At 31.4% G+C, this 23,232-nt stretch carries 21 protein-coding genes; 12 read left to right on the forward strand and 9 right to left on the reverse strand.

The features are described 5' to 3' along the window. Positions 1–66: 66 nt before the first annotated feature. The 7 genes from RH95_RS05620 to RH95_RS05650 all read right to left on the reverse strand — a co-directional run bounded on the left by RH95_RS05620 (position 67) and on the right by RH95_RS05650 (position 7,560). Positions 67–864 carry a carbon-nitrogen hydrolase family protein gene (locus RH95_RS05620; RefSeq protein WP_010245755.1) on the reverse strand — a complete coding sequence of 266 codons (798 nt, stop codon included), beginning with the start codon at positions 862–864 and terminating at the stop codon, positions 67–69. 10 nt (positions 865–874) lie between these two features. After that, the gene (locus RH95_RS05625; protein ID WP_010245758.1) at positions 875–1,750 is read right to left on the reverse strand and encodes an undecaprenyl-diphosphate phosphatase; all 876 of its coding nucleotides are present in this window, start codon (positions 1,748–1,750) and stop codon (positions 875–877) included. Between the two features lie 95 nt (positions 1,751–1,845). Further along, the gene (dnaB, locus tag RH95_RS05630; RefSeq protein ID WP_010245761.1) at positions 1,846–3,207 is read right to left on the reverse strand and encodes a replicative DNA helicase; all 1,362 of its coding nucleotides are present in this window, start codon (positions 3,205–3,207) and stop codon (positions 1,846–1,848) included. Positions 3,208–3,211: 4 nt separating this feature from the next. Then, positions 3,212–3,661 carry a 50S ribosomal protein L9 gene (gene rplI / locus RH95_RS05635; RefSeq protein ID WP_010245764.1) on the reverse strand — a complete coding sequence of 150 codons (450 nt, stop codon included), beginning with the start codon at positions 3,659–3,661 and terminating at the stop codon, positions 3,212–3,214. A 2-nt stretch (positions 3,662–3,663) separates the two neighbouring features. Next, positions 3,664–5,661: a DHH family phosphoesterase gene (locus RH95_RS05640; protein ID WP_010245765.1), complete on the reverse strand. Its 1,998-nt coding sequence runs from the start codon at positions 5,659–5,661 to the stop codon at positions 3,664–3,666. 11 nt (positions 5,662–5,672) lie between these two features. Continuing rightward, entirely contained in the window at positions 5,673–6,590 is a 918-nt protein-coding gene (locus RH95_RS05645) for a DUF2232 domain-containing protein (protein ID WP_010245768.1), read from the reverse strand. Between the two features lie 127 nt (positions 6,591–6,717). Continuing rightward, the gene (locus RH95_RS05650) at positions 6,718–7,560 is read right to left on the reverse strand and encodes a DegV family protein (RefSeq protein ID WP_010245771.1); all 843 of its coding nucleotides are present in this window, start codon (positions 7,558–7,560) and stop codon (positions 6,718–6,720) included. A 239-nt stretch (positions 7,561–7,799) separates the two neighbouring features. On the opposite strand from RH95_RS05650, the gene RH95_RS05655 reads away from it, so the two are divergent. Continuing rightward, the gene (locus RH95_RS05655; protein ID WP_026038596.1) at positions 7,800–8,483 is read left to right on the forward strand and encodes a radical SAM protein; all 684 of its coding nucleotides are present in this window, start codon (positions 7,800–7,802) and stop codon (positions 8,481–8,483) included. Between the two features lie 84 nt (positions 8,484–8,567). On the opposite strand, the gene RH95_RS05660 is transcribed toward RH95_RS05655, so the two are convergent. After that, on the reverse strand, positions 8,568–10,139 hold the full coding sequence (locus RH95_RS05660) for an AbgT family transporter (protein WP_010245777.1): 1,572 nt from the start codon (positions 10,137–10,139) through the stop codon (positions 8,568–8,570). Between the two features lie 240 nt (positions 10,140–10,379). Here RH95_RS05660 and sdaAB point away from each other — a divergent pair, with 240 nt between their 5' ends. From sdaAB to RH95_RS05695, 7 genes are all read left to right on the forward strand, one after another. Beyond that, positions 10,380–11,048, forward strand: coding sequence for an L-serine ammonia-lyase, iron-sulfur-dependent subunit beta (sdaAB, locus tag RH95_RS05665; protein WP_010245780.1), 669 nt, complete (start codon positions 10,380–10,382; stop codon positions 11,046–11,048). Next, complete coding sequence (sdaAA, locus tag RH95_RS05670; RefSeq protein WP_010245784.1) at positions 11,049–11,930, forward strand: L-serine ammonia-lyase, iron-sulfur-dependent, subunit alpha; 882 nt, start codon at positions 11,049–11,051, stop codon at positions 11,928–11,930. Positions 11,931–11,935: 5 nt separating this feature from the next. Continuing rightward, positions 11,936–13,174, forward strand: a complete 1,239-nt coding sequence (locus tag RH95_RS05675; protein WP_010245787.1) for a dicarboxylate/amino acid:cation symporter — start codon at positions 11,936–11,938, stop codon at positions 13,172–13,174. 130 nt (positions 13,175–13,304) lie between these two features. Then, on the forward strand, positions 13,305–14,039 hold the full coding sequence (gene ymfI, locus RH95_RS05680) for an elongation factor P 5-aminopentanone reductase (RefSeq protein ID WP_010245792.1): 735 nt from the start codon (positions 13,305–13,307) through the stop codon (positions 14,037–14,039). Between the two features lie 39 nt (positions 14,040–14,078). After that, entirely contained in the window at positions 14,079–14,969 is an 891-nt protein-coding gene (locus RH95_RS05685; protein WP_010245795.1) for a diacylglycerol/lipid kinase family protein, read from the forward strand. Continuing rightward, entirely contained in the window at positions 14,970–15,797 is an 828-nt protein-coding gene (locus tag RH95_RS05690) for a bifunctional 5,10-methylenetetrahydrofolate dehydrogenase/5,10-methenyltetrahydrofolate cyclohydrolase (RefSeq protein WP_010245798.1), read from the forward strand. It abuts the gene before it with no gap. A 94-nt stretch (positions 15,798–15,891) separates the two neighbouring features. Further along, positions 15,892–16,779, forward strand: a complete 888-nt coding sequence (locus RH95_RS05695) for an arginine deiminase-related protein (RefSeq protein ID WP_010245801.1) — start codon at positions 15,892–15,894, stop codon at positions 16,777–16,779. A gap of 58 nt (positions 16,780–16,837) precedes the next feature. Here RH95_RS05695 and RH95_RS05700 read toward each other — a convergent pair whose 3' ends face one another. After that, on the reverse strand, positions 16,838–18,304 hold the full coding sequence (locus RH95_RS05700; RefSeq protein ID WP_010245804.1) for an APC family permease: 1,467 nt from the start codon (positions 18,302–18,304) through the stop codon (positions 16,838–16,840). Positions 18,305–18,612: 308 nt separating this feature from the next. On the opposite strand from RH95_RS05700, the gene RH95_RS05705 reads away from it, so the two are divergent. The 4 genes from RH95_RS05705 (at position 18,613) to RH95_RS05720 (ending at position 23,182) form a co-directional block, all read left to right on the forward strand. Continuing rightward, entirely contained in the window at positions 18,613–19,242 is a 630-nt protein-coding gene (locus RH95_RS05705; protein ID WP_010245807.1) for a redox-sensing transcriptional repressor Rex, read from the forward strand. A 41-nt stretch (positions 19,243–19,283) separates the two neighbouring features. Further along, the gene (locus RH95_RS05710; RefSeq protein WP_010245810.1) at positions 19,284–20,159 is read left to right on the forward strand and encodes a DNA-3-methyladenine glycosylase family protein; all 876 of its coding nucleotides are present in this window, start codon (positions 19,284–19,286) and stop codon (positions 20,157–20,159) included. A 234-nt stretch (positions 20,160–20,393) separates the two neighbouring features. Beyond that, positions 20,394–21,656, forward strand: a complete 1,263-nt coding sequence (murA, locus tag RH95_RS05715) for a UDP-N-acetylglucosamine 1-carboxyvinyltransferase (protein ID WP_010245813.1) — start codon at positions 20,394–20,396, stop codon at positions 21,654–21,656. Next, a complete protein-coding gene (locus tag RH95_RS05720; protein ID WP_010245816.1) occupies positions 21,656–23,182 on the forward strand; it encodes an ABC transporter substrate-binding protein in 1,527 nt (508 codons plus the stop codon). Before murA ends, RH95_RS05720 begins: the two co-directional genes overlap by 1 nt. Positions 23,183–23,232: the final 50 nt, after the last annotated feature.

The following is a 23,232-nucleotide window of genomic DNA, read 5'->3' on the forward strand; positions in this document are numbered from 1 at the left end:
GTGCATCTCGCATTGGCTTCTTTAAATTATTTTTTTCAAAAATTATTTGCTATCTTAAAATATTTTTTAATACAACTTTCTATTTTGCCTTGAAACTTCTAGGGGAAGTTTTTCCCTCTCTCTCTTTACTTTTTCATTTTCTAATTTTATAACTTCTATATTTTCTTCTTCGTCAAGGTCTTTTATTATTTCACCGCTTGGTGCTACGCATAGGGAGTGTGCATATGCGTTTTTAGATAGATTATCGTCTCTTGCTATTGTTGGCGATACTATATAGCATTGTGTGTCAACGGCACGTGCTCTATTTAAGAGATGAAAGTGAGCTTCTCCAGTTTTTTTCATAAATGTTGATGGTGCAAAGATTACTTCTGCACCATAATCTCTAAAGGTTTGAAATAGTTCTGGAAATCTAAGGTCAAAGCAAATTGCAAGTCCAAAAATTCCATATTCTGTTTCAAATACTCCAAGTGATTTTCCTCCAGAGATTGTGTTTGATTCTTTGTAGTCTTCTATGTCGAAGAGGTTTATTTTTGAATATCTATAAATTTCTCTGCCGTCTTTGTCAAATACATAGGATCTGTTATAAATTTTTTCTCCAGATTTAATGGGGATTGAGCCGCCAATTAAATATATTTTATTATTCTTTGCAACTTCACTCATTTTTTTATAAGTTTTGCCAAAGTCTTCTTCTGAAAATTTTTTGAAGTAAGAATTTTGATATGGGCAATTCCACATTTCTGGAAGACAAATTACATCTGCACCTTTTTTCTTTGCGATTAAAACAAATTCTTCCATTGTGTTTAGATTTTTATCTTTGTCACCTGTTGTAGGCAGTTGCAATATGCCAACGTTGAAATCTTTCATTTTATTCACCTCAAATTATATTAAAAGCACTAAATAGTAGGACGATTATACCTAAAACTATTCTGTAATAGCCAAATGGGATGAAGTCGTGTTCTCTTATATATCCCAGGAATTTTTTGATTACAATTAATGCCACGATATAAGAAACAACTCCACCAATTAATATTAAGAACCATTGCCAAAGAGTTAAGGAAAATCCAATCTTAACAATTTTTAGTACAGTTGCACCTAACATTGTTGGCACTGCAAGGTAGAAAGAAAATTTTGCAGAACTTGTCCTTGAACATCCAAGTATCATTGCACCAATAATTGTTGCGGCTGAACGAGATGTACCTGGCACCATTGCAAGACATTGGAAGAAACCAATAAGAAAAGCTGTTTTAAGTGTGATTTCGTCTAGATTTTCATATTTAAAATTCTTTCCTTTATTATTTTTTTCCATAATTATAATTATTATACCGTAAAAAATAAGTGCAACAGAAACTGTAGTAGTGTTAAAGAGATGAGCGTCTATAAAGTCGTCAAATAAATATCCAAAAAAAGCTGCTGGCAAAAATCCGACAATTATTTTTGCAATAAGTCTCATAGTTTCCATATCTCTATATTTAAACTTTTCATTAAAACTTAAACTATTATAAGTTTCTTCGCCGATTACTGGCACGAGTTTTTCTTTTGCAATTGGGTTTACATCGTAAAAGTATAAGTAGACCACTGCAAGAATTGCACCAAGTTGAATAATTACATTAAAGGCATTGGAAAAAGATTTTGGTTCAAGCTTTATGAAACTGTCTGCAATTATAAGATGTCCTGTTGATGAAATAGGAAGGAACTCTGTCAGTCCTTCGATTATTCCTAAAACAATTACTTTTATTAAATCTAAAATCATATTTACCTCCATATTTTATACAAACTTTATTATAACATTTGAGATAGAAAATATAAATAAAGGCTCTCGCTATAATATGCGAAAGCCTTAAAATTTTATTCATTTCTCTGTAAGTTTAAAAACTTTGTATATTCTTTTTTAAACATCAATTCAACGGTTCCTGTTGGACCATTTCTGTGTTTTGCAATTATTACTTCGCCGATGTTTGGCTTTTCTGATTCTTCTTTTGTGTAATATTCATCTCTATATAAAAACATTACAATGTCTGCGTCCTGTTCAATAGCACCAGATTCACGAAGGTCTGATAAGATTGGTCTGTGATCTGTTCTAAGTTCAGGCGCACGTGAAAGTTGTGAAAGTGCTATTACGGGAACTTCTAATTCCTTTGCAATTGCTTTTAAGTTTCTTGATATTGCAGAGATTTCCTGTTGCCTTGATTCACTTCTTGAACTCATTTGCATAAGTTGCAAGTAGTCTATGACGATTAAATCAAGTCCCTTTTCAACTTTCATTCTCCTGCACTTTGCTTTCAGTTCCAGCGGAGATATGCCAGCGGTGTCATCAATTTCTATTTTTAAGTTGGACACAATTGGCATAGTATTTATTATTTTTGTCCACTCTTCTTCATTTAAGTTACCACTTATAACTTTTTGAAGGTCTACGTGAGCGTTTGAAGAAATTATTCTTTGAAATAATTGGTTCTTGCTCATTTCAAGAGAAAATACTGCCACAGACGCACCACCACGAAGTGCAGCATTTGTAGCTATGTTTACCATAAGAGCAGTTTTACCCATAGAGGGTCTTGCTGCAAGTAAAACTAGATCTGATTTTTGAAGACCTGAGATTTTTCTGTCGAGATCTACAAATCCTGTTGTAAGTCCCGTGAGTGCATTTGGATTTTGTGCTTTTTTCTCTAAATCTGAAAAGGAATCTAGGGCAATATTTTTTATATTTACTAGTCCATTTTTTGTGGAATCTTGAGTGATATCAAAAACAGATTTTTCTGCAAGTTCAATTATTAAATCAGCTTTTGCATCTGGAGAATAAGAAGCAGAGATAATTTTGTCAGATGCATCTATAAGTTCTCTTAAAATTCCCTTTTCTTTTATAATATTGCAGTAAGATTTTATATTTGAAACTGCAGTTACATTGGAAGAGAGGTCGGCAAGATAAGTTATACCACCAACTTCTTCTAATGAATCAGTCTTTTTTAATTCTTCTGCAATTGTTATAACATCAGCAGGCTCATTTCTATTGTAAATATTTAGGATGGCATCGTAAATTTTTCTGTGAGCATCTTGATAGAAGTCTTCTATTTTTAGGATTTCTATTGATGATGTGATTGCTTCTTTTGAAAGCATCATTGATCCAAGGGCAGATTCTTCTGCTTCTAAGCTGTGGGGTGGAAGTTTTAAATTTCCACTTTCATTTAAATTTAATTCACTATTTGTTTCCATAAAATCAAGATTCAGGTCTAATGTTTACCTTTAAAGTTGCAACAACATCTGTGTATAATTTGATGTCAATTTTTTTAATTCCAGCTTCTTTTATATTTTCTGCTAAGTCAATTTTTTTCTTGTCGACGTCTATTTTGTATTCGCTTTTTAAATTTTTCGCAATGTCAGAAGATGTGATTGCTCCAAAAAGTCTTCCGCCTTCGCCAGCTTTTGCCTTAATTGTGAGAGTTATATCTTCAATCTTTTTCTTGTCTTCCATTGCTTTTGCACGATTTTCTTTTTCAATTTTTTCTTCTTCAATTTTATTTTTCTTCCAAGTTTCCATGTTCTCTTTTGTTGCTTCAATTGCAACTCCTCTTGGAATCAAAAAGTTTCTCGCATAACCAGTTTTTGCATTTACAATGCTTCCTTTTGGTCCTAGATTTTTGTCGTCCTTAATTAAAATTACTTTCATTTTTATTCCTCGCTTTTATTATCTTCTAAATATTCTTCTATCGCATCTATTAGAGTTTTTTCTGCTTCGTCTAGATCAGTAGTATCAAGTTGTGCACCAGCCATGTTTAAGTGACCGCCACCTCCAATTTTTTCAAGTATAAGTTGAACTGATACAATTTCGCCACGAGATCTTCCAGATATGTGAGTTTTGCCATCGTTTATTGTTAAAACAAAGGATGCGTCAATTCCGTTAATATCCAAAAGAGCATCAGCTGCTTGAGCTGCAACTAAGACAGAATTATTTGCAGATTTATTAAATCTTGAAACTGCAATATTATCGTGGATTATTTTTGTATTGTGAATTACTTCTGCTCTATAAAGCATAGTGTCCAAATCGTCTTGGAAAAGTGCCTTTACTTTAATCATATTTGCACCAGCTCTTTTTAAAACTGAAGCTGCTTCAAAAGTTCTGACACCAGTTTGAAAAGAGAAGTTTTTCGTGTCGACTACAATCCCACTCATAAGTGCATCTGCTTCGAAGTGAGTTAAGTTTAAATCATCTGACATATAAGTTAGCATTTCAGTTATTAATTCACAAGTAGATGAAGCGTAGGGTTCAACATAACTTAGAACAGGATCTTCTACAAATTCCTTTCCACGTCTATGGTGATCAATTACAACAATTTGATTTGTCTTGTCAATAAGTTCAGGACATTCTGTAAAAGAAGGTTTGTGATTATCGACTACTACTAGAAGTGAAGAATGTTTGATTCTATTTAGTGCAGTTTCTCTTGAAATAACTTTTTCATAAAGTTCTAGCTCTTCTTCCTTCATCCTGTCAATTAAATTGTCAATTGATGGATTAGATTTTTCAAGGACAATATAGCCCTCTTTATTTCTATTTAAAGTTGCACGAAGACATCCAATGGCAGCACCAATGGCATCCATGTCTGGATTTTTGTGACCCATTATATATACATTTTCAGATCTATCTATTAATTGTTTCAAAGCTTCGCCAATGACTCTTGCTTTTACTTTATTTCTCTTTTCCACAGCTTTAGATTTTCCACCGAAAAATTCATAATTGTCGTCAACTTTTACAACAGCTTGATCTCCTCCACGACCTAGTGCAAGGTCTAGGGAAGAATCCGATTCTATATAGGCATCTTTAAAATTAAGTCCATAGGAAGATACTCCAATAGATAGAGTTATTGGAATGGAATTGCCTTTGTTTAAATCTCTTAAATCATCTAAAATATCAAATTTCTTTTCCTTTAGCATCATTAAAGATTTAAAAGTCATAACTACAAGATATAAATCTTCGTCAGATTTTCTAACTAGTGCATCGTACTCTTCAAAGTAGGAAGAAATAGTAGAGTCAATTTCTGCAATTAGAATAGGCCTTATTTCTGATGGAGCAGAACTAACAGCTTCAGAGAAATTATCCACTTCTATTTTTGCAATAATAGGGTATTCATCTGTGTATTTATCCTTTAAATCTTTATAGGCAGTGTTGTCTACAAAATAAAGTAAAACAGATTTGCCATCATCTTTTTCAGATTTATCATCGACAACATTTGTATAGACGCTAAAAGATCTTTTATTGATTTCTACAGGAAGAGTGTTGGCACCGCTTCTATTTATAATATTTGAGATGTCAATTTCTTCTATTAAGTTTTCGAGATCCTTCTCGATAACACTCTCTTCATTAAATAAATTAATAAAGGGAGTGTTATACCAAAGAATCTTTGCCTTTTCATCTGTTACAACAAGAGGAAAGGGCATATCAAATATTACTTCCTTAGTAAGGGAGTCGAACCTGTCATTTAATTTTTCAATATGTTTTAAATTCTTCTCATTTTTTGTTGTTATTTTTTTATAAGTCATATATAAAACATAGGCCATTGCAATAAGTGCAATGATACCAATTATGGGTCTTAAAACTATTAAAAATATAACTATGCAAAGAGCAAAAACAATATATGGAAGAAAATCACTAATTTTAAAATTATTTTTCATAATATTCTCACTCAATTAATTTTTCTAAAGTTTACAATTTGATCAAGGGCCCCTATTATCATCACAAAAATTTGAAGTGAAGAAATAGTAAGGCATAGAGCAATAATTAAAAACTGTAAAAAACTTTTTAGATTTGATCTTGTCATATAAAATTTAATTACAGCTATCCCAGATGCAAAGAGCATAAAAAAGATTACATTCATCAAATTTATAATAAAAACTTGCCCAGAAGGGCCAAAATAATCGCCAGTTAAACTAAAAATAGCAACAGTTACAATTGACAGAATAATAACTTCTTTTGGAAGTTTTAGAAATTCCAAAGAAGAAGGTTGTCTTATAAATTTTCCCTTTGTAATTAAAGTTCTTCCAGCAGTAGTATAAGTTATATAAGAAATAACCACAGAAGAAATAACTAGAACAGAGGGCAAAATTTGCAAAAACTTTTTGTAATAGATTTTTGCATTTTCAGAAAATAAGGCAAGGTCAACATCATTTAGACCAGCTTCACTTGCAAAATTTGTATAAAAATTTATTAATTTATTAATAGTTTCACTAGAATTTAGAACATCTGCATTTATTCCAAAGGCAAAAAATAAAACCATTATGGATATAAGAAAGATTAAAGATGTAGCCAAAATAGTCATGGATACAGATCTATCTGTGATAATCATATAGTGAAAAATTAAAATAAAGGGACCAAAAATTGTAAAGACAACAATTGCAACAATAGGTCCAGCTAAGGCACCAATTAAAAGCACAAGAAGAGCTAAAGTTGCCATTACTTTGAAAATTCCTTCTTTTACAGATTCAACTACAAACATAGAAGGAAATAAAACATAAAAAAAGGGAAAAATCATTCCAATAATGGAAATAAATAAAGACCTAGTAAAAAGTCTAAAAAGTCCCTTAAAATCAGTTTCTTTTTCCAATAAATCAACTCCTATCTTTTTTATTTTACCACAGAATTATAATTAGATAAAGAAATCTATATTTCATAGAAGAAATTATAAAAAATAATAAAAAAAGACATTTGCCAAAAGACAAATGCCTAAAATATTATTTGTTAAAAAATGCAACATATAGAGAACCTGGTCCTGTGTGAGTGCCAATAACACTATCAATTTGAACAAGTGGTGGATTTGGGACTTCTTTTTCGCAGAATTTTTTAACTTCCCTAAAGTATTTTTGAATTTTTTCACTATCTTTTCCTGTGTATCCAAATATGATTGGCATGGAAAAATCTATTTCGCCAGTCTTTTCAATCTCGTGTAAGAAAAGATTATTTGCATTTTTAGTTCCCTTTGCCTTTCCAATAGCAACAACTATTCCATCTTTCATAGCCAAAATAATTTTTACTGACAATAAATTTCCCACTAGAGCAGAGGCCTTTGAAAGTCTACCGCCTTTTTCCAAATATTTTAAAGTATCAACAACTGCCATAGTGCTAACTCTAAATTTTTCTTTTTCTAAGATTTCAAAAATTTCTTTTGCAGATTTACCTTCTTCGCTAAGTCTAAGGGCGTATTCTGCTATGACACCTCCCCCAGTACATGATTGGAGAGAGTCAACTACAAAAATTTTGTCCTTAAATTCTTCGCTTGCCATAAGTGCAACTTCATATGTACCTGAAAAACCTGAAGTAAGACAAATCACGACAGCTTTGTCACCATTATTTACAACCTTTTGATACTCATCAATAAATGCTTGTGGAGATGGATGACTTGTTTTTGGAAGTTCATCTGAACTTTCCAGTTTTTCATAAAATTCGTCCTTTGTAATATCTACTGTATCTATAAAATCTTCTTCTCCAAAAGTAACATGAAGAGGAACTTTTATAAACTTGTCTTCCACATTTTTATCTACATCACAAGTAGAATCAATAATTATTTTTACCGCCATATATTTCCTCTCAATTTTATTCTAATCAATTCTAAATAATACAATATAAAACTAACGAAACAATTAAAATTTATTATGTAAAACTTTTCATAAAAGTTTATTCTATAACAATTAGTATAGAGAAAATTAGATTAAAAATCAACTTTTAAGATTTATCCAAAAGAAATATAAATTTGTGATAAAGATATTTATGTTTTATATGGTAGAATATTTAATAGGTTTTATTGGGAGATGATTTTATAAATAGGTATTCAAAGATAAATAATAAAAATAAAAGAGAGATAGTGCTTTTAAAAGCGAGGCCATGTAAATGGGGGAAGTGCACTTTTTGCGACTACATTTACGACAATGAAATAGATGAAGAAAAAATTGACAAAATAAATTTAGAAGTTTTAAAAAATGTAACAGGAGAATATGGCGTATTAGAAGTCATAGATTCTGCATCAGTTTTTGATTTGACACAAAAAACATTAGAAGAAATAAAAAGAGTTGTTGAAGACAAGAATATAAAAAAGTTATTTTTTGAAGCTCATTGGATTTACAGAAATAGATTAGATGAGATTAGAGAATTTTTTAATGTGCCCATAATTTTTAAAACGGGAATAGAAACCTTTGACAATGATTTTAGAGAAGAAGTGTTAAAAAAGGGTGCAGACTTTAAAGATTATAGAGAAGTGAAAAAATATTTTGACTCTCCATGTGTCATGGTTGGAATAAAAGGTCAGACTAAAGAAATGATAGATAGAGATATGGAAATTATAAAAAAATTTCCCCATGCCACAGTTAATATTTTTATGAATAATAGTACAAATATAAAAAGAGATGAGGAATTAGTCGAGTGGTTTGTTAAAAAATATAAATATTTGGAAGATGATCCTAATGTGGATATTTTATTTGAAATAACAGATTTTGGAGTAGGTTAATTCAGCATATTAATTTAAAGTTTATAATACAAAAATTCCCGATGAAAAAATCCATCGGGTTTATTTTTGAGAATATTAAAATTATTATATAAATAACATTGTAACCATGTCTTGTACATGAAGTGGTGCGTCAGGACCAACTGGAATTCCAAGTAGATACCACACAATCATTAGAAGTGTCCATCCAAGTAGGAAGAACATTGAGTATGGAAGCATCATAGATGTGAGGGTTCCGAGGCCAGAATCTTTGTCATATTTTTGCATAAATACAACTATCATTGCAAAGTAAGACATAAGCGGTGTGATAATATTTGTTGAAGAGTCACCAATTCTATATGCAACTTGTGTAAGTGCAGGAGATAGACCAATTTCATACATCATTGGCACAAATATTGGAGCCATTATTGCCCACTTTGCAGAAGCAGATCCCATAAATAAATTTAAAAATGCTGAAACTAAGATAAATATAATTAAAAGCGGAAGTCCATTTAAGTTAATTGATTTTAAGAAATCAGCACCATTTTTTGCAAGTATCAGCCCTAGATTTGTAGTGTTAAAGTAATTTACAAATTGAGATGCAAAAAATGCTAAAACTAAGTATCCGCCCATTCCTTGCATTGCCTTTGTCATAGTGTCAACAAAGTCGTGTGAGTTTTTTATAGTTCCAACTGTTTTACCATAAACGATACCAGGAATCATAAATAAAAGTAACATTCCAGGAATTAAACCGTGACCTAAGAAAAATTTAAGTGTTTTTGCATTTTTGCCTTCTTCTAAAACTCTAAAAGGTGCATTAGATGGGAACATGAGAAGTGCCATTATTACTGCATAAATTATAAGAGCTATAAGAGCTTTATTAAGCCCCTTTTTTTCAAGGTCAGTAAGGGGAGTTTCATCTGCTTTATAAGATCCTGTGTAATTACCTAAATTTTTTTCTACAATTTTATTTGTTACAAGAGTACCTATTATTGTAATTAAAAATGTTGAAACAAATAAGAAGTACCAGTTACAAGTTGCAGCTAGTTCTAAATCAATGCCACCAGCTTTTAAAGCTTCGTTTGTTATGTTAGTGAGTAGCGGGTCAGTTGTTCCAAGTAATAAGTTTGCAGAAAAGCCTCCACTTACTCCAGCAAAGGCAGCGGCGATACCAGCAAGAGGGTGACGACCTGCATTTGCAAAAATCAAAGCTCCAAGTGGAACTACTACTATATAACCTGCATCAGATGCGATATTTGAAATTACACCTGCAAAAACTACTGTTGCAGTTAGAATTGTAGGGTTTACATTAGAAAGTAGTCTTTTTAAACTTGCGTTGAAAAGTCCGCTGTGTTCTGCAACACCAACACCAAGCATAGCTACTAAGACTGTACCCAAAGGTTCGAAGCTTGTGAAGTTTTCTGTTGCAGAGTTAAAAATATAAGCGAGTCCTTCCCAGTTAAGTAAAGATACAGCTTCTTTAGTTACTTTTTCCTTTGCTTTAGCATCAAAATATGTAACGCTAAGTCCAGACTTTGCAGTAAAATGTGAAATAATTATTACAATTAAACAAAGTAGTGCAAAAATCATGGCAGGGTGAGGTAATTTATTTCCCACTCTTTCGACGCCTTTTAAAAATCCGCCCACATCATTTTGATCTTTAACTTTTTTTTCTTTCATAAATCCTCCTTGTATAAAGAATATTCTCAGAAAAATATTATAGCATATTTTACATACTTTAAATATCTATTTATTTTGAAATCAATTTTAACTACTAAATTATCTAGTGTTTTTAAAGTTTTTATTTTTAGGTATTGAAATTATTTAATAGTAAAAAGAAAGAAGATTTTGGGAGTATAATTTAATTCACAAAATTAACACTTTATGCTAAAATATCTTTAAAAGTAGGAGGTACATTTAATGAAGGAATACACTTCTTTTGAAATACTTGGACCTATAATGGTTGGTCCATCTTCATCACATACAGCTGGCGCTTGTAAAATTGGAAGAGTTGCAGCAAAAATTTGTCCTAAAAATTATGAGAGCGTGGATTTTTATCTTCACGGATCTTTTGCATATACATATAAGGGGCATGGAACAGACAAGGCACTTTTAGGTGGCATAATGGGTTTTGAAACTTTTGACGATTCCATAAGAGATGCTTACAAAATTGCCGATACAAGAGGAATTAATTATAAATTTATTCCTACTAATTTAGGTGAAGATTATCACCCAAATACTGTAAAAGTGGTGTTTAATTATAAAGATGACACTAGTGAATATGTAATTGGATCGTCAATTGGCGGTGGAAATATAATAATCGTAGAGATAAATGGAATTAAAGTTAATTTTGATGGAAGATTTCCAACTTTTTTATTTCAATATCCTGAACAAACAGGAGTTATAGCAGAAGTTTCTACTGTACTTGCAGAAGAAGATTACAATATAGAGTCTATAAATACAGCAAAAGATGAACTTAAGAATATTGTAACTTTAACTGTTGAGCTTGATGAAAAAGCTAGTGAATCGGTTAAGAATAAACTTTTAGATAATAGTAGATATATTGAATCAAAATATGTGGAGGTTTAAATGTTAAATACAGCACAAGAGATAATTAAAAAATGTAATGATGAAAACATCCACTTTTATGATTTAGTTTTAGAAGATCAGACTAAGAGTTTGAAAATTAGTGAAGAGGAAATGAAGTCGCGTCTTAGAGAAATTTTAAATGTAATGAAAAAGTCTTCACAGAATACTTTAGAAAAATCTTATGATACTGAATATAAAATGATAGACGGATTTGCAAAAAAAATGTTCGACTATCAAAAAGAAAAAGAGCCTGTAACTAATAAAGCTTTAGTTAGAGCAATGGCTATGGCCTTTTCCACATCTGAAACAAATGCAAATATGGGAACTATTGCAGCTGCACCTACTGCAGGAAGTTCAGGTATTTTGCCTGCTGCTTTAATGGCAATGAGTGATAAATTTGATTTAGATGATGACGTTTTAATAAATGGACTTTTGACAGCAATAGGAATTGGGCAAATCATTGGTAAATATGCAACATTTGCTGGTGCTGAAGGAGGATGTCAAGCAGAATGTGGCTCTGCAAGTGCAATGGCCGCAGGTGCAATAGTTGAAATGCTTGGCGGGACTGTCGAAGAAGCACTAAATGCAGCCAGCATTACTTTTATAAATGTAATGGGGCTTGCCTGCGATCCAATAGCAGGGCTAGTGGAATATCCTTGCACATTTAGAAATTCATCTGGTGTGATGAACTCTCTTATTTCAGTGGACATGGCTATGGCAGGAATAAAATCAATTGTTCCCTTCGATGAAGTATGTCAAGCTATGGGAGAAGTGGGGCATCTATTAAATGAATCAATTAGAGAAACTGGTCTTGGAGGACTTGCAGGTACAAAAACGGGTCAAGAAATTAGGGCTAAGTTTTTGAATCTTAAGGAGGATTAAATTAAATGAAAGAAAAGAAAAAAATAGGTCTAATACCTAGACTTATAATAGCAATTGCACTAGGTATCCTAGTTGGCCAATATTTACCAGAATGGGTAACTAAAATTGCAATTACAATATCAGGATTATTTGGAGCGTTTTTAAACTTCATTATTCCTTTAATGATTATTGCCTTTGTATCTAAAGGTATCGCAGATTTATCAGAAGGTGCAGGTAAATTACTTGGTGTTACAGTGGGACTTGCTTATGCATCAACACTTGTTGCAGGGTCTCTTTCCTATGTAATGTCAACAAATATATTTCCAAGTTTTATTAGACCTGAACTTGCAGAAAGAGTTCAAGAAGCAACAGCAAATGAAGTTGCACCTTTCTTTGAAATTCCATTAGGAGCTTTCATAGATGTAACAGCTGCACTAGTACTTGCTTTTATGCTTGGACTTACAGTTTCTGGTTTGAGAACAAAGGGAAGTGGAGAAATTTTTTATAAGGCAATTAATGAATTTAATGAAATCATAAATTTAGTTTTAGTAAAATTTGTAATACCTTTACTTCCATTTTTTATTTTTGGTAATTTCTGCAACTTATCTTATTCAGGTTCAGTATTTGCCATTTTGGGAATTTTCTGGAAAATATTTTTATGTATTATTGCTCTACACCTTATTTATATGGTTATTTTATTCTCTATTTCTGGAGGATATACTGGAAGAAACCCATTCAAATGTTTAAAAGAAGCGATTCCTGCATATTTAACAGCAGTAGGAACTCAATCATCAGCAGCTACAATTCCAGTAAATGTTGCTTGTAACAGAAAAATAGGTGTAACAAGACAAATTAGAGAATTTTGTATTCCACTTTGTGCAACAGTCCACTTATCTGGATCAATGATTACACTTACAGCTTGTGTTTATACATTGCTTACAATGTTTAACATGGACAACTCTTTTGGATTATTGGTAAAATTCATAGCAATATTAGGAGTTGCAATGGTAGCAGCACCGGGAGCACCAGGTGGAGCAGTAATGAGTGCACTTCCATTTTTGCCAGTAGTTGGAATTGATTCTTCAGGAACACTTGCTACAATTTTAATTTCACTTTACTTAACTCAAGACTCTTTTGGTACAGCAGCTAATGTAACTGGTGACAATGCTATTTCTATGGCAGTTGAAAAAATTTATTATAAACATATTATTAAAAAGCCAATACCGGAAGAAAATTTTGAAGAGGATGCTAGATTGGAAATTTAATAAAAAAGCATATTTACCTAAAAAGCTATGTCGATTGGCATAGTTTTTTTGCGTCCAAAAAATTTAAAAAACTTTAAATCAACAAAATTAAATAAATTTGATATAATAAATTTTAAATGGTGGGTGAGAAATGAAGACTGTACTTATAACAGGGGCATCAAGAGGAATTGGAAGAGCTATTGCAAAAAGACTTGCATATGATGGATATAGAATAATAATAAATTACAATAAATCTGAAAAAGAAGCAAGAGAACTTGAAAGAGAAATAAGAGATATGGGAGTCGATGCAATTTCAATAAAAGCAGATGTTTCAAAATCAAAGGAAGTCACTGATATGTTTAAAAAGATTTCAGATAAGTTTAAAGGCGTGGACATTTTAATTAATAATGCGGGAATATCAAGTTATTTTCTTTTTCAAGATATTGACGAAGAAATTTGGGATGAAATTTTTGATGTAAATGTAAAGGGAGTTTACAATACAATTCATGCAGCACTTCCTTATATGTTAGAAAAGCATTCTGGGAAAATTTTAAATATGTCATCTATTTGGGGAATTGTTGGCGGCTCAATGGAGAGTCACTATTCTGCAACAAAGGGAGCAATTAATGCTTTGACAAAATCTCTTGCGCAGGAGCTGGGATATTCAGGTATAACAGTAAATGCTATTGCACCTGGTGCAGTAAAAACTTCTATGACTGGGGAAATTGGAAAAGAAAATTTATTAACTCTTACTAGTGAAATCCCTATGGGAAGGCTTGCAAGTGCAGAAGAAATTGCAGAGCTTGTTTCTTTTATGATTTCAGATAAGAATTCTTACATGACAGGGCAAATTATTTCTCCCAATGGTGGTATGATTGTCTACTGATAAGAAGCTTTTAATTTTCAAATTTAGAAAGAGGTAAGTATGAAAATTTTATTTATTTATAATCCGAGTTCTGGAAATGAGAGTGGAGAAAAATTTATAGGAAAAATTGAATATAATCTTAAAAAATATTTTGATGAAGTTATTATAAAGAGAACTGAGAAAGAAAATGATGCAACTAAATTTGTTGGTGAAGTAAAAGATGCAGATGCCATAGGGGTTTATGGCGGAGATGGGACTATAAACGAAGTTCTTTTAGGGATGTATAAAAATAATTCAAGTGCAAAGCTTTTAATACTACCTGGAGGTACAGGAAATATTTTGGCAAAGAGATTGGGCATTCCAAGAAGAATAGATGATGCCATAAGGTGCTTTGATTTTAAGAAAACTAAAAAAATAGATATTGGAAAAGCTAACGATAAGGTTTTTAGTTTATTTGCATCCATTGGGGCAGTACCTGAAGCGATACACGAAGTTTCATCAGATGAGAAGTCAAGACTTGGAGGACTAGCTTATGTAAAAAAATCTGCGAGGAAATTAGCTACTTCAGAGGAATATGATCTTATTGTAAAATCTGATGATGGAAATTACTTTGGGGAAGTTGATCATTTAATCGTTGCTCTTATATCTAAGGTTGGCAAATTTGAATTTACAAGTATAAATAATAGTATGAATACTGGAAAGGCAAACTTGGTAATTTTAACTAATAGTGATTTAAGGTATAGGATGTCTGTTTTAAAAAAATCCATTGAGGGCGATGTGGAAGAAATTAAGGATATAAAGTATTTTTCAGTAAGCGAAGTAGATATAAGTTCAAATAAAAATGAAAAAATTTGTATAGATATAGATGGAGATAAGGGACCTGATCTTCCAGTAAATATAAAAATATTAAAAGAAGCGGTGGAAGTTTATATTCCAAATAAGGAGAGTTAAATGACTAGGGTTTTATATGCTAAGGATTATGTTGAGAGCAAAAGCAAAAAGTTAAGCGAAAAAATAAAAAAAGGAAATTTAAATCCAATAATATCTACCATTAGAGTGGGAAAAGATCCGGGCAGTGTTTCTTATGAGAATGGAATTAAAAAGTCTGCCAAAAAACTTGGAGTGAGTGTAAATTTAAATATTTTTGATAAAGATGTAGAAGAAGATAAAATTTTAGAGAAAATAAGAGAGTTAAATGATGATGAAAAAGTTGGAGGTATAATTATTTTTAGACCTCTTCCAAAAAGTATAGATGAGGATAAAATTTCTCTTGCAATTGATCCAAAAAAGGATATTGATTGCATGAATCCAGTTAATATGGCAAAGGTATATAATGGAGATGTCAGTGGTTTTATTCCTCAATCGGCAAAGGCAGCAGACGAACTTCTAAAATTTTATGGATACGATGTAAAAGAAAAAGATATAGTTATAATTAATCATTCAAATGTAGTTGGGAAACCTCTTTCTATGATTTTATTAAATGAGCTTGCGACAGTTACCATTTGTCATGTTGGGACAAAGGATTTAAAAAAATATACTAAGGGCGCAGAAATTATTTTCACAGCAATGGGAAGAGCAGAGTCCTTAGATGAAAGTTATTTTAATAAAGATGCAGTTGTAATAGACATTGGTGTTTCAAAAAATAGTGAAGGGAAATATCGTGGAGATTTAGATGAAAAATCTGTAAATGGAAGGATAAGAGCTTACTCACCTGTTCCTGGTGGAATTGGAAGTATTACAAATTTACTTTTACTTGAAAATGTAATAAATTTCTACTAATTTATTAATTATAGATAATAATTTTATTAGAAATTTGCTCTCGCATTGCGGGAGTTTTTTCTTTTCGATATTATAAGATGAGGAGCAAAGCAAAATGATAACTAATAAAATAATAATGACAAGGCCCTATGCTTTTAAATTTAATGAAGAAACGGCGAGTGACAACATTTATCAAGAAGATTCAAATAAATTAAGTGATGATGAAATACAAAAAAGAGCTTTAGAGGAGTTTGATAGTGCAGTTTATCTTCTCCGAAAAAATAAAATTCATGTTGATGTAATTGAAGACTTTGATGACAGGACACCAGATTCGATTTTTCCAAATAATGTTTTTGTTACTTTTCCTGGAAAGATTTTTGTTGCACAGATGTACACAGAAAATAGAAATAAGGAGTATGAAAAACTACTTCCTCAGTTAAAGAAAGTTATTGATTTTAAAGATGTTCAAGTTATAAATTTTAAAAATGATAAGGGAAAAGTTTTGGAGGGCACAGGAGTTGTTGTAATAGACAGGTGGAATAGTACTGCTTACGCCAGTCTTTCAAAAAGGTGCGACAAAGATGAATTTTTAAAATTTGCAGACGAGTTTAAATTAAAACCAATTTATTTTAAGTCAAAGGACCAAGGATCTTATATTTATCATACAAATGTAATGATGAGTGTATCAGAGAAGTTTACATTAATTGCAGATGAACTTATTGTAGAAAATAAGGGTGAAGTTTTAAAAACTTTAAGAGAAAGTGGGAAGGAGATTATTTCTCTAACATACAATGAATTTATAAATTTTTCGGCGAATTCAATTGAGCTAAAGGGGGAAGGGAAGAATCTTTTTGTAATTTCCAAGGAAGGATACAATTCACTTTCTCCTGACAAGATAAGAATAATAGAAAAGTATGACGAGATTCTCCCCATTGATGTGAAAAATATTTCAAGATTTGGCGGAGGATCTATAAGATGTATGATTGCGGAGAATTTTATTTAAAGTATTAATTGAAAAAAGTAGGCCTATCATTTTGATGGTGACCTACTTTTTTGATTATCTAATGTTCTCTTTTGTTGTGAATTTTTAAAAATACAATACCTAGTATTAGCCATACAAAAAATATTATAAGAGCTGTGTAGCCCATAAAAGAAGGAGTTTTTGGAATAAAAGTTGAAAGTACGATTGCACCAGAGATAAATATAGCGGGATAGATTGTAAACTTTCCTCCCGGAGCTTTAAAAGATGTGTAATAATCTTTTTCTTTATTTATTATAACCGCAAGTGATAGACAAGTTAAAAACCATCCTATTACAAAGGAAACAGATCCAAGGCTTGTAAGTGGATCTATTAAGTTCATTCCAACAAAGGGGCCAATGGCTGCAAAGAAAAAGCAAAATACGAGTGCAGTTATAGGTGTGCCATATTCAGAATGTTCTTTTGCAAAAACTTTTGGGATTAAATTATTTTTTGCCATTGACTGAATAAGTCTTGCTGATGCCATAAACATACCATTCCAAGTTGAAAAGAGTCCGGCAACTGTTCCTATTACAATTAATTTGTCTAGAGCGTATCCAAAAGATCCACTATAAGCATTTTTTAAAAGTGATCCCATTGCAGGGGGACTTGAAAGAGAATAATCTTGCCAATTAGAAACACTGCCTGTTGAAATTATGACAAGTGCATAAAAAACTCCAGCAGCAATAATTGAAAGAACCATGGAAATTGCAACATTTCTAAATTTCTTTTCTGGAGAAGTTTCTTCAACTGACTGAGCGATTGTGTCAAACCCAGACATAAAAAATGGTACGATTACAACAATTGCTATTATTCCACCAAAGAGTGAAGAGTGACTTCCTTCTCCAACATTTTTGTAAATTGGATATAAATTGCTTTTATCTCCTGCTTTAAAAGAAAAGATAATGACAATTATACCTATTATAATTATTATAATTGACAAAAGTGATTGAAGCTTTGATGCAAAATTAGAGCCTTTAAAATTTATAAAAAATAATAAAAGTGCGAGGATAACTCCAAGGACAAGTGAAGAAAGATAGATTGGATAACCTGCAACATAATAAAGTATTCTGGAATTTGAAAGCCATGGAATTAAATCAGTTAAAATAGTATTTATATAAATTGCCTCCCAAGGAAGGATAGTTATATAAGAAAGAGTCAAAAACCAAGATGAAATAAAAGATAAATTTTTGCCAAAGGCCTTATTAGTGTAGATCATTACACCTCCACCTTGAGGAAGGGTTGCAAGAAGTTCTCCGTGACAAAGACCAATTGGAATTAAAAGTAGCGTTGCAATTAAAAAACCGAGGAAGGCAGGTATTGGCCCACCAGCTTGTGCAATCCAGTGATTAGACGAAACTGCCCATCCAACTCCTACCATAGAACCAAATCCAAGCATAAAGAAATCAATATAACCCATGTCGCCTTGCTTTCTACTTTGTCTAATCCGCATAATTTTTTTGATATTTGGAATTTTCTTTTTCATTTCTTCATACTTATTTACTTTCAAAAAAAACACCTCGATATAAAATAATTTATAAATTTAGTATAAAAATATACATTATATAATAGTTTATATTGAAAAATAAATCAAATAAGGAGAGAACTTACTAAATTAAGACTAGAAATTATGAAAATTTTTAAGACCAAAATACAATAATTTATTGATACAAGATTTTCAGTACAGGGAATTTTAATTGAGATTGAGTTTTTATTTTAAAATGTTATTTTGGTTAAAAAGCTTATTGCAATATAAGAGTTACTTAATTTACAAAAACAGAAAAGATTGTTATAATATAAACAATTGGAGGTGTTAATTTGCTGAAAGATACAAGGAGAATTTCTGAAACTGTCATAAGAAGAATGCCAGTTTATCACAGATATTTAAAGGAATTAATTGACACTGGTATTGAAAGAGTTTCTTCAAAAGAATTAAGTGGAATGACTGGCTTTAGTGCTTCGCAAATTAGACAAGATTTAAATAATTTTGGCGGATTTGGTCAGCAAGGCTATGGGTATAATACGAGAGCTTTAAAAGAACAAATTGACAAAATTCTTGGAATTGACAAGAGCTATAATAGTATAGTAATTGGAGCAGGAAGACTTGGGCAGGCTATTGCTAGATATAATGGATTTAGAGAATCCGGTTTTAATGTGATTTCACTTTTTGACATCAAAGATGATATTGACGATATAAGTGGAATTAAAGTTAGAAATATGAAAAGTTTGGAAGAATACATAAAGAAAAAAGACGTTGATGTTGCAATTATTACTGTGCCAAAAGAATTTTGTGAAGATGTTGCAAGAAGAGCTATTAATGCTGGCGTCAAAGGTATTTGGAATTTTGCACCTTATGATTTAAAGGGACCAGAGGGAGTTGTAGTTGAAAATATTAGATTGAATGATTCGTTACTCACTCTTTCTTATTTTATGAAAGAAATTGGCTGACCTATTGTTTATTAATAGGCTTTTTATTTGTGGGAGTTTAAATGAAGATAAGTTTTGCTAAAGATTTTTGCATAATAAGTGATTTATATGAATTCGACCCAAAGGATATTTTTACTTGTGGACAGGCTTTTAGGTGGTTTGAAGAAAGTGATAGAAGTTTTACTTTTGTAACTAATGGGAAAGTTGCAAATGTAAAAAAAATAAACGGAGAAATTGTTTTAAGAGGAGTAGATAAAGCATCTTTTTATCAAATTTTTTATAATTATTTTGACCTAGATCGAAATTATAAAGAGATAATAGATGAATTATCAAGAGATGAAATAATGAAAAATGCCACAGAATATGGCAAGGGAATTAGAATTTTAAATCAAGAAAAATTCGAAACTATTATTTCCTTTATCATTTCTGCAAACAATCAAATTCCAAGAATAAAAAAGTCTATTGAAAAAATTTCACAGATGTATGGAGATTTTATTTCAGAGGATGAAAATAGAAAGTATTTTTCCTTTCCAAGTGCAGATAGATTGAAAGAAGCTAAAGCAGAAGATCTTAGAGAATTTGCAAGAGTTGGATTTAGAGATAAGAGAATTGTTGAAACTGCGAAATTAATAGATAGTGGAGAAGTAAATATTTCTGAAATAGAAAAAATGGAATTAGAAGATGCAAGAGCTGCACTTCAAATTTTGCCAGGTGTTGGGCCAAAAGTGGCAGATTGTATTTTACTTTTTGCCTTTGATAGGAAAGAGTCATTTCCCGTAGATGTGTGGATAAAAAGAGTAATGGAAAAACTTTACTTAAAAGAAGTCACACCAAAGTCAAAAATTGCAATGCGTGGCAGAGAAGTTTTTGGAAAAAATGCTGGATTTGCAAATCAATATTTATTTTATTATGGAAGAGAAAATAAATTGGGAAAATAATTTTTTATAGCTTAAATTAAAAATATTAATTTAGTTTTATATAATTATTAAAAAATGTTATGGTGTAAGAAGAAATTTTTACACCATTTTTATAGTTATAAAGTTTTAAGAAAGCTATAATGATTTTTTAAATTTATTAAGATGCTATAATTTTAAATTCTTATATATTCTAAAAGTCTATGATATAATTAAATTGATATAAATAATTAAATATAATAAATGGGAGGAATCCTTTTGGATAAAATTTTAGTAAAACCAAATGGTCCACTAAGGGGAAATGTTAGAATTTCAGGTGCGAAAAATGCAGCACTTCCAATTTTGGCGGCAACAATTCTTGGAACAGAAGAAATTGTTTTAGAAGATGTTCCAGAATTAAAAGATGTGGAAATAATGACAGAGGTTTTGAGAGAACTTGGACTTGAAATAGATAAAGATGGGAATAAGCTTGTAATAGATCCAAGTGGTCTTAATTCTTATGAAACAGATTATGAACTTATGAGTAAAATGAGAGCTTCTTTTCTTGTGATGGGACCTCTTCTCGCAAAATTAAATAAGGCACACAATTCTCTTCCTGGAGGTTGTAATATTGGCACAAGGCCAATTGATCTTCACTTAAAGGGATTTAGAGCTTTAGGGGCAGATATTGAGATGACTCATGGTGAGATAAAAGCAGAGTGTGATAATCTTATTGGAAATAGAATTTATTTAGATTTTCCATCTGTAGGTGCAACTGAAAATATTATGACAGCAGCTGTACTTGCAAAGGGAGAAACTGTTATGGAAAATTGTGCCATGGAACCAGAGATAGTAGATCTTGCAAACTTTTTAAATAAAATGGGAGCAAAGGTAATGGGGGCAGGTACGTCTACTATAAAAATAAAGGGTGTGGAAAAACTTAAAGGATGCACACATCAAGTTATACCAGATAGAATCGAAGCGGGAACTTTTATGGTTGCGTCTGCTATAACTGGCGGAGATATTACTATTGAAAATGTAATAACTTCTCATTTAAAACCTGTGATTGCAAAATTAGAGGAAAGTGGTGCAAAGATAGTTGAAAATGGAGATTGTGTTAGAGTTATTGGTACAAAAGATATTAAACCAATTGAAATAAAGACTCTTCCACATCCAGGATTTCCAACAGATCTTCAGGCTCAATTTATGGCACTTCTAACACAAGCTGATGGTCAATCTTCCATAATTGAAACAGTTTTTGAGAACAGGTTTATGCATGCAGAAGAGCTAAAGAAAATGGGAGCAAAAATAAAAGTAATAGATAGAGAAGCTATTCTATTGGGTAAGAGTAAACTATATGGATCTAAGGTTTCTGCCACAGATTTAAGAGCAGGGGCTGCACTTATTCTTGCAGGGCTTGTTTCTGAGGGACAGACTGAAATTTCTGAAATTCATCATATTGACAGGGGATATGAGAATATAGAAGAAAAGTTTAGAAATCTTGGAGCAGATATAAGAAGAATAAGAAGGGACGATGATTAATGAAGAAAAGAATAATAGTAGTTATGGCTTTAATGATTGCACTTTTTATGACAGGTTGCTCTAATAAAGAAGAAAAAGAGGGAGAAGCACCTGTACTAAAAGTAGCAGTTGCAGAAGATGCAACTACATTAGAAACAAATTCGATAAATGACGACTATGCAGAAAATATTATTATTCAAGTTTACGATACTTTAGTTAAAAGAAATTCAAAGGGTGAACTTGTAAATTCTCTTGCAGAATCAATTGAAAATCCCGATCCACAAACTTTTAAAGTTAAGTTAAGAGAGAAAGTTAAGTTTTCTAATGGAGATCCGCTTACTGTTGATGATGTAATATTCACACTTAAAAGGGCTGCATCAAGCGAAAAGTTTGAATCTTTCTATGGAAAGATTGATCCAAATTCTTATGAAAAGAAAGATGATTTAACATTTTCATTTAAACTTACAGAACCAGATGCTGCATTTTTAAATTCACTTTCACATCCTGCTGTTTCTATTTTATCTAAGAAGTATGTGGAAGGTGGAGCAGATCTTGCAACAAAGCCAATGGGAACGGGACCATTTGTACTTGACGAATGGGTACAAAATGACCATGCAACATTCTCAGTAAATGAAAATTATTGGGGCGATGCACCAAAAATTTCTGGAATTGAAATGAAAGTTATCCCAGAAGCATCTCAAAGAATTATAGAACTTGAAAGTGGTGGAGTTGATCTTGCTTATAGGATTGATCCAGCAGAAGTTCCAAATATTAAAGATCACGATGATTTGAAACTTTATAGAAAACTTGACAATTCAATTCACTTTATAGGATTTAACATGGAAAAAGCTCCTTTCGATAAAAAAGAAGCTAGAGAGGCAATGGTAAATGCCATTGACATGAATACAATTTTTGAAACTGTGTATATGGAAAGTGGAAAACTTGCAACAAGTCCTGTCAATCCAAATTTTAAATATTCTATCGCAGATTCAATAAAACCAAATGGAGTAAATAAAGAAAAGGCTAAGGAACTTTTTGCAGCTGCAGGAGTTACAGAAGGCACAAATCTTTCTATATATACTTCTGATAATACTCAAAGAGTAAATGTCGCTACAATGATGCAAGATCAGCTAAAAGAATACGGCATTGGTCTTGATGTAGAAAGACTAGAATGGGGTGCTTTTATAGATTCTCTAAAAAGAAAAGAACATAATATGTTTATTATGAGTTGGAATCCTTCAGTTGTTGATGCACATTATGAATTGTTGCAACCTTTTTCTTCTGCAAATAAGGGGCAAGGTCCAAATTATATGTACTTTGGAAATGAAGAACTTGATAATTTAATAAAAGAAGGCCTTTTAACGGTTGATGATTCTAAGAGGGAAGAAATTTATAAGAGAGCCCAAGAGCTTATAAACGAAGAATATCCATGGCTATATATTTGTTATGGAGAAACAATTGTGGCAAGTAATAACAAAGTAGAAGGTCTTGATCTTCTTCCAAAATATCCGCAAGAACTTAAAGATGTATTTCTTCTAGAAAAATAATTTTTTTTTAATTCACCAAGGTCCTCTTTGGTGAATTTTATCTTTTCTGA

Source organism: Peptoniphilus rhinitidis 1-13, assembly GCF_000246925.1.
Classification (GTDB): Bacteria; Bacillota; Clostridia; order Tissierellales; family Peptoniphilaceae; genus Peptoniphilus_A; species Peptoniphilus_A lacydonensis.

Excerpts from the sequence above, each read along its gene's own strand:
- RH95_RS05660 (WP_010245777.1), bottom strand. The coding sequence starts at position 10,139 with ATGAAAGAAAAAAAAGTTAAAGATCAAAATGATGTGGGCGGATTTTTA.
- RH95_RS05650 (WP_010245771.1), bottom strand. The coding sequence starts at position 7,560 with ATGGCGGTAAAAATAATTATTGATTCTACTTGTGATGTAGATAAAAAT.
- RH95_RS05640 (WP_010245765.1), bottom strand. The coding sequence starts at position 5,661 with ATGAAAAATAATTTTAAAATTAGTGATTTTCTTCCATATATTGTTTTT.
- RH95_RS05620 (WP_010245755.1), bottom strand. The coding sequence starts at position 864 with ATGAAAGATTTCAACGTTGGCATATTGCAACTGCCTACAACAGGTGAC.
- sdaAB (WP_010245780.1), top strand. The coding sequence starts at position 10,380 with ATGAAGGAATACACTTCTTTTGAAATACTTGGACCTATAATGGTTGGT.
- rplI (WP_010245764.1), bottom strand. The coding sequence starts at position 3,661 with ATGAAAGTAATTTTAATTAAGGACGACAAAAATCTAGGACCAAAAGGA.
- RH95_RS05690 (WP_010245798.1), top strand. The coding sequence starts at position 14,970 with ATGACTAGGGTTTTATATGCTAAGGATTATGTTGAGAGCAAAAGCAAA.
- RH95_RS05685 (WP_010245795.1), top strand. The coding sequence starts at position 14,079 with ATGAAAATTTTATTTATTTATAATCCGAGTTCTGGAAATGAGAGTGGA.
- RH95_RS05710 (WP_010245810.1), top strand. The coding sequence starts at position 19,284 with ATGAAGATAAGTTTTGCTAAAGATTTTTGCATAATAAGTGATTTATAT.
- RH95_RS05675 (WP_010245787.1), top strand. The coding sequence starts at position 11,936 with ATGAAAGAAAAGAAAAAAATAGGTCTAATACCTAGACTTATAATAGCA.
- sdaAA (WP_010245784.1), top strand. The coding sequence starts at position 11,049 with ATGTTAAATACAGCACAAGAGATAATTAAAAAATGTAATGATGAAAAC.
- RH95_RS05625 (WP_010245758.1), bottom strand. The coding sequence starts at position 1,750 with ATGATTTTAGATTTAATAAAAGTAATTGTTTTAGGAATAATCGAAGGA.
- RH95_RS05720 (WP_010245816.1), top strand. The coding sequence starts at position 21,656 with ATGAAGAAAAGAATAATAGTAGTTATGGCTTTAATGATTGCACTTTTT.
- ymfI (WP_010245792.1), top strand. The coding sequence starts at position 13,305 with ATGAAGACTGTACTTATAACAGGGGCATCAAGAGGAATTGGAAGAGCT.
- dnaB (WP_010245761.1), bottom strand. The coding sequence starts at position 3,207 with ATGGAAACAAATAGTGAATTAAATTTAAATGAAAGTGGAAATTTAAAA.
- RH95_RS05695 (WP_010245801.1), top strand. The coding sequence starts at position 15,892 with ATGATAACTAATAAAATAATAATGACAAGGCCCTATGCTTTTAAATTT.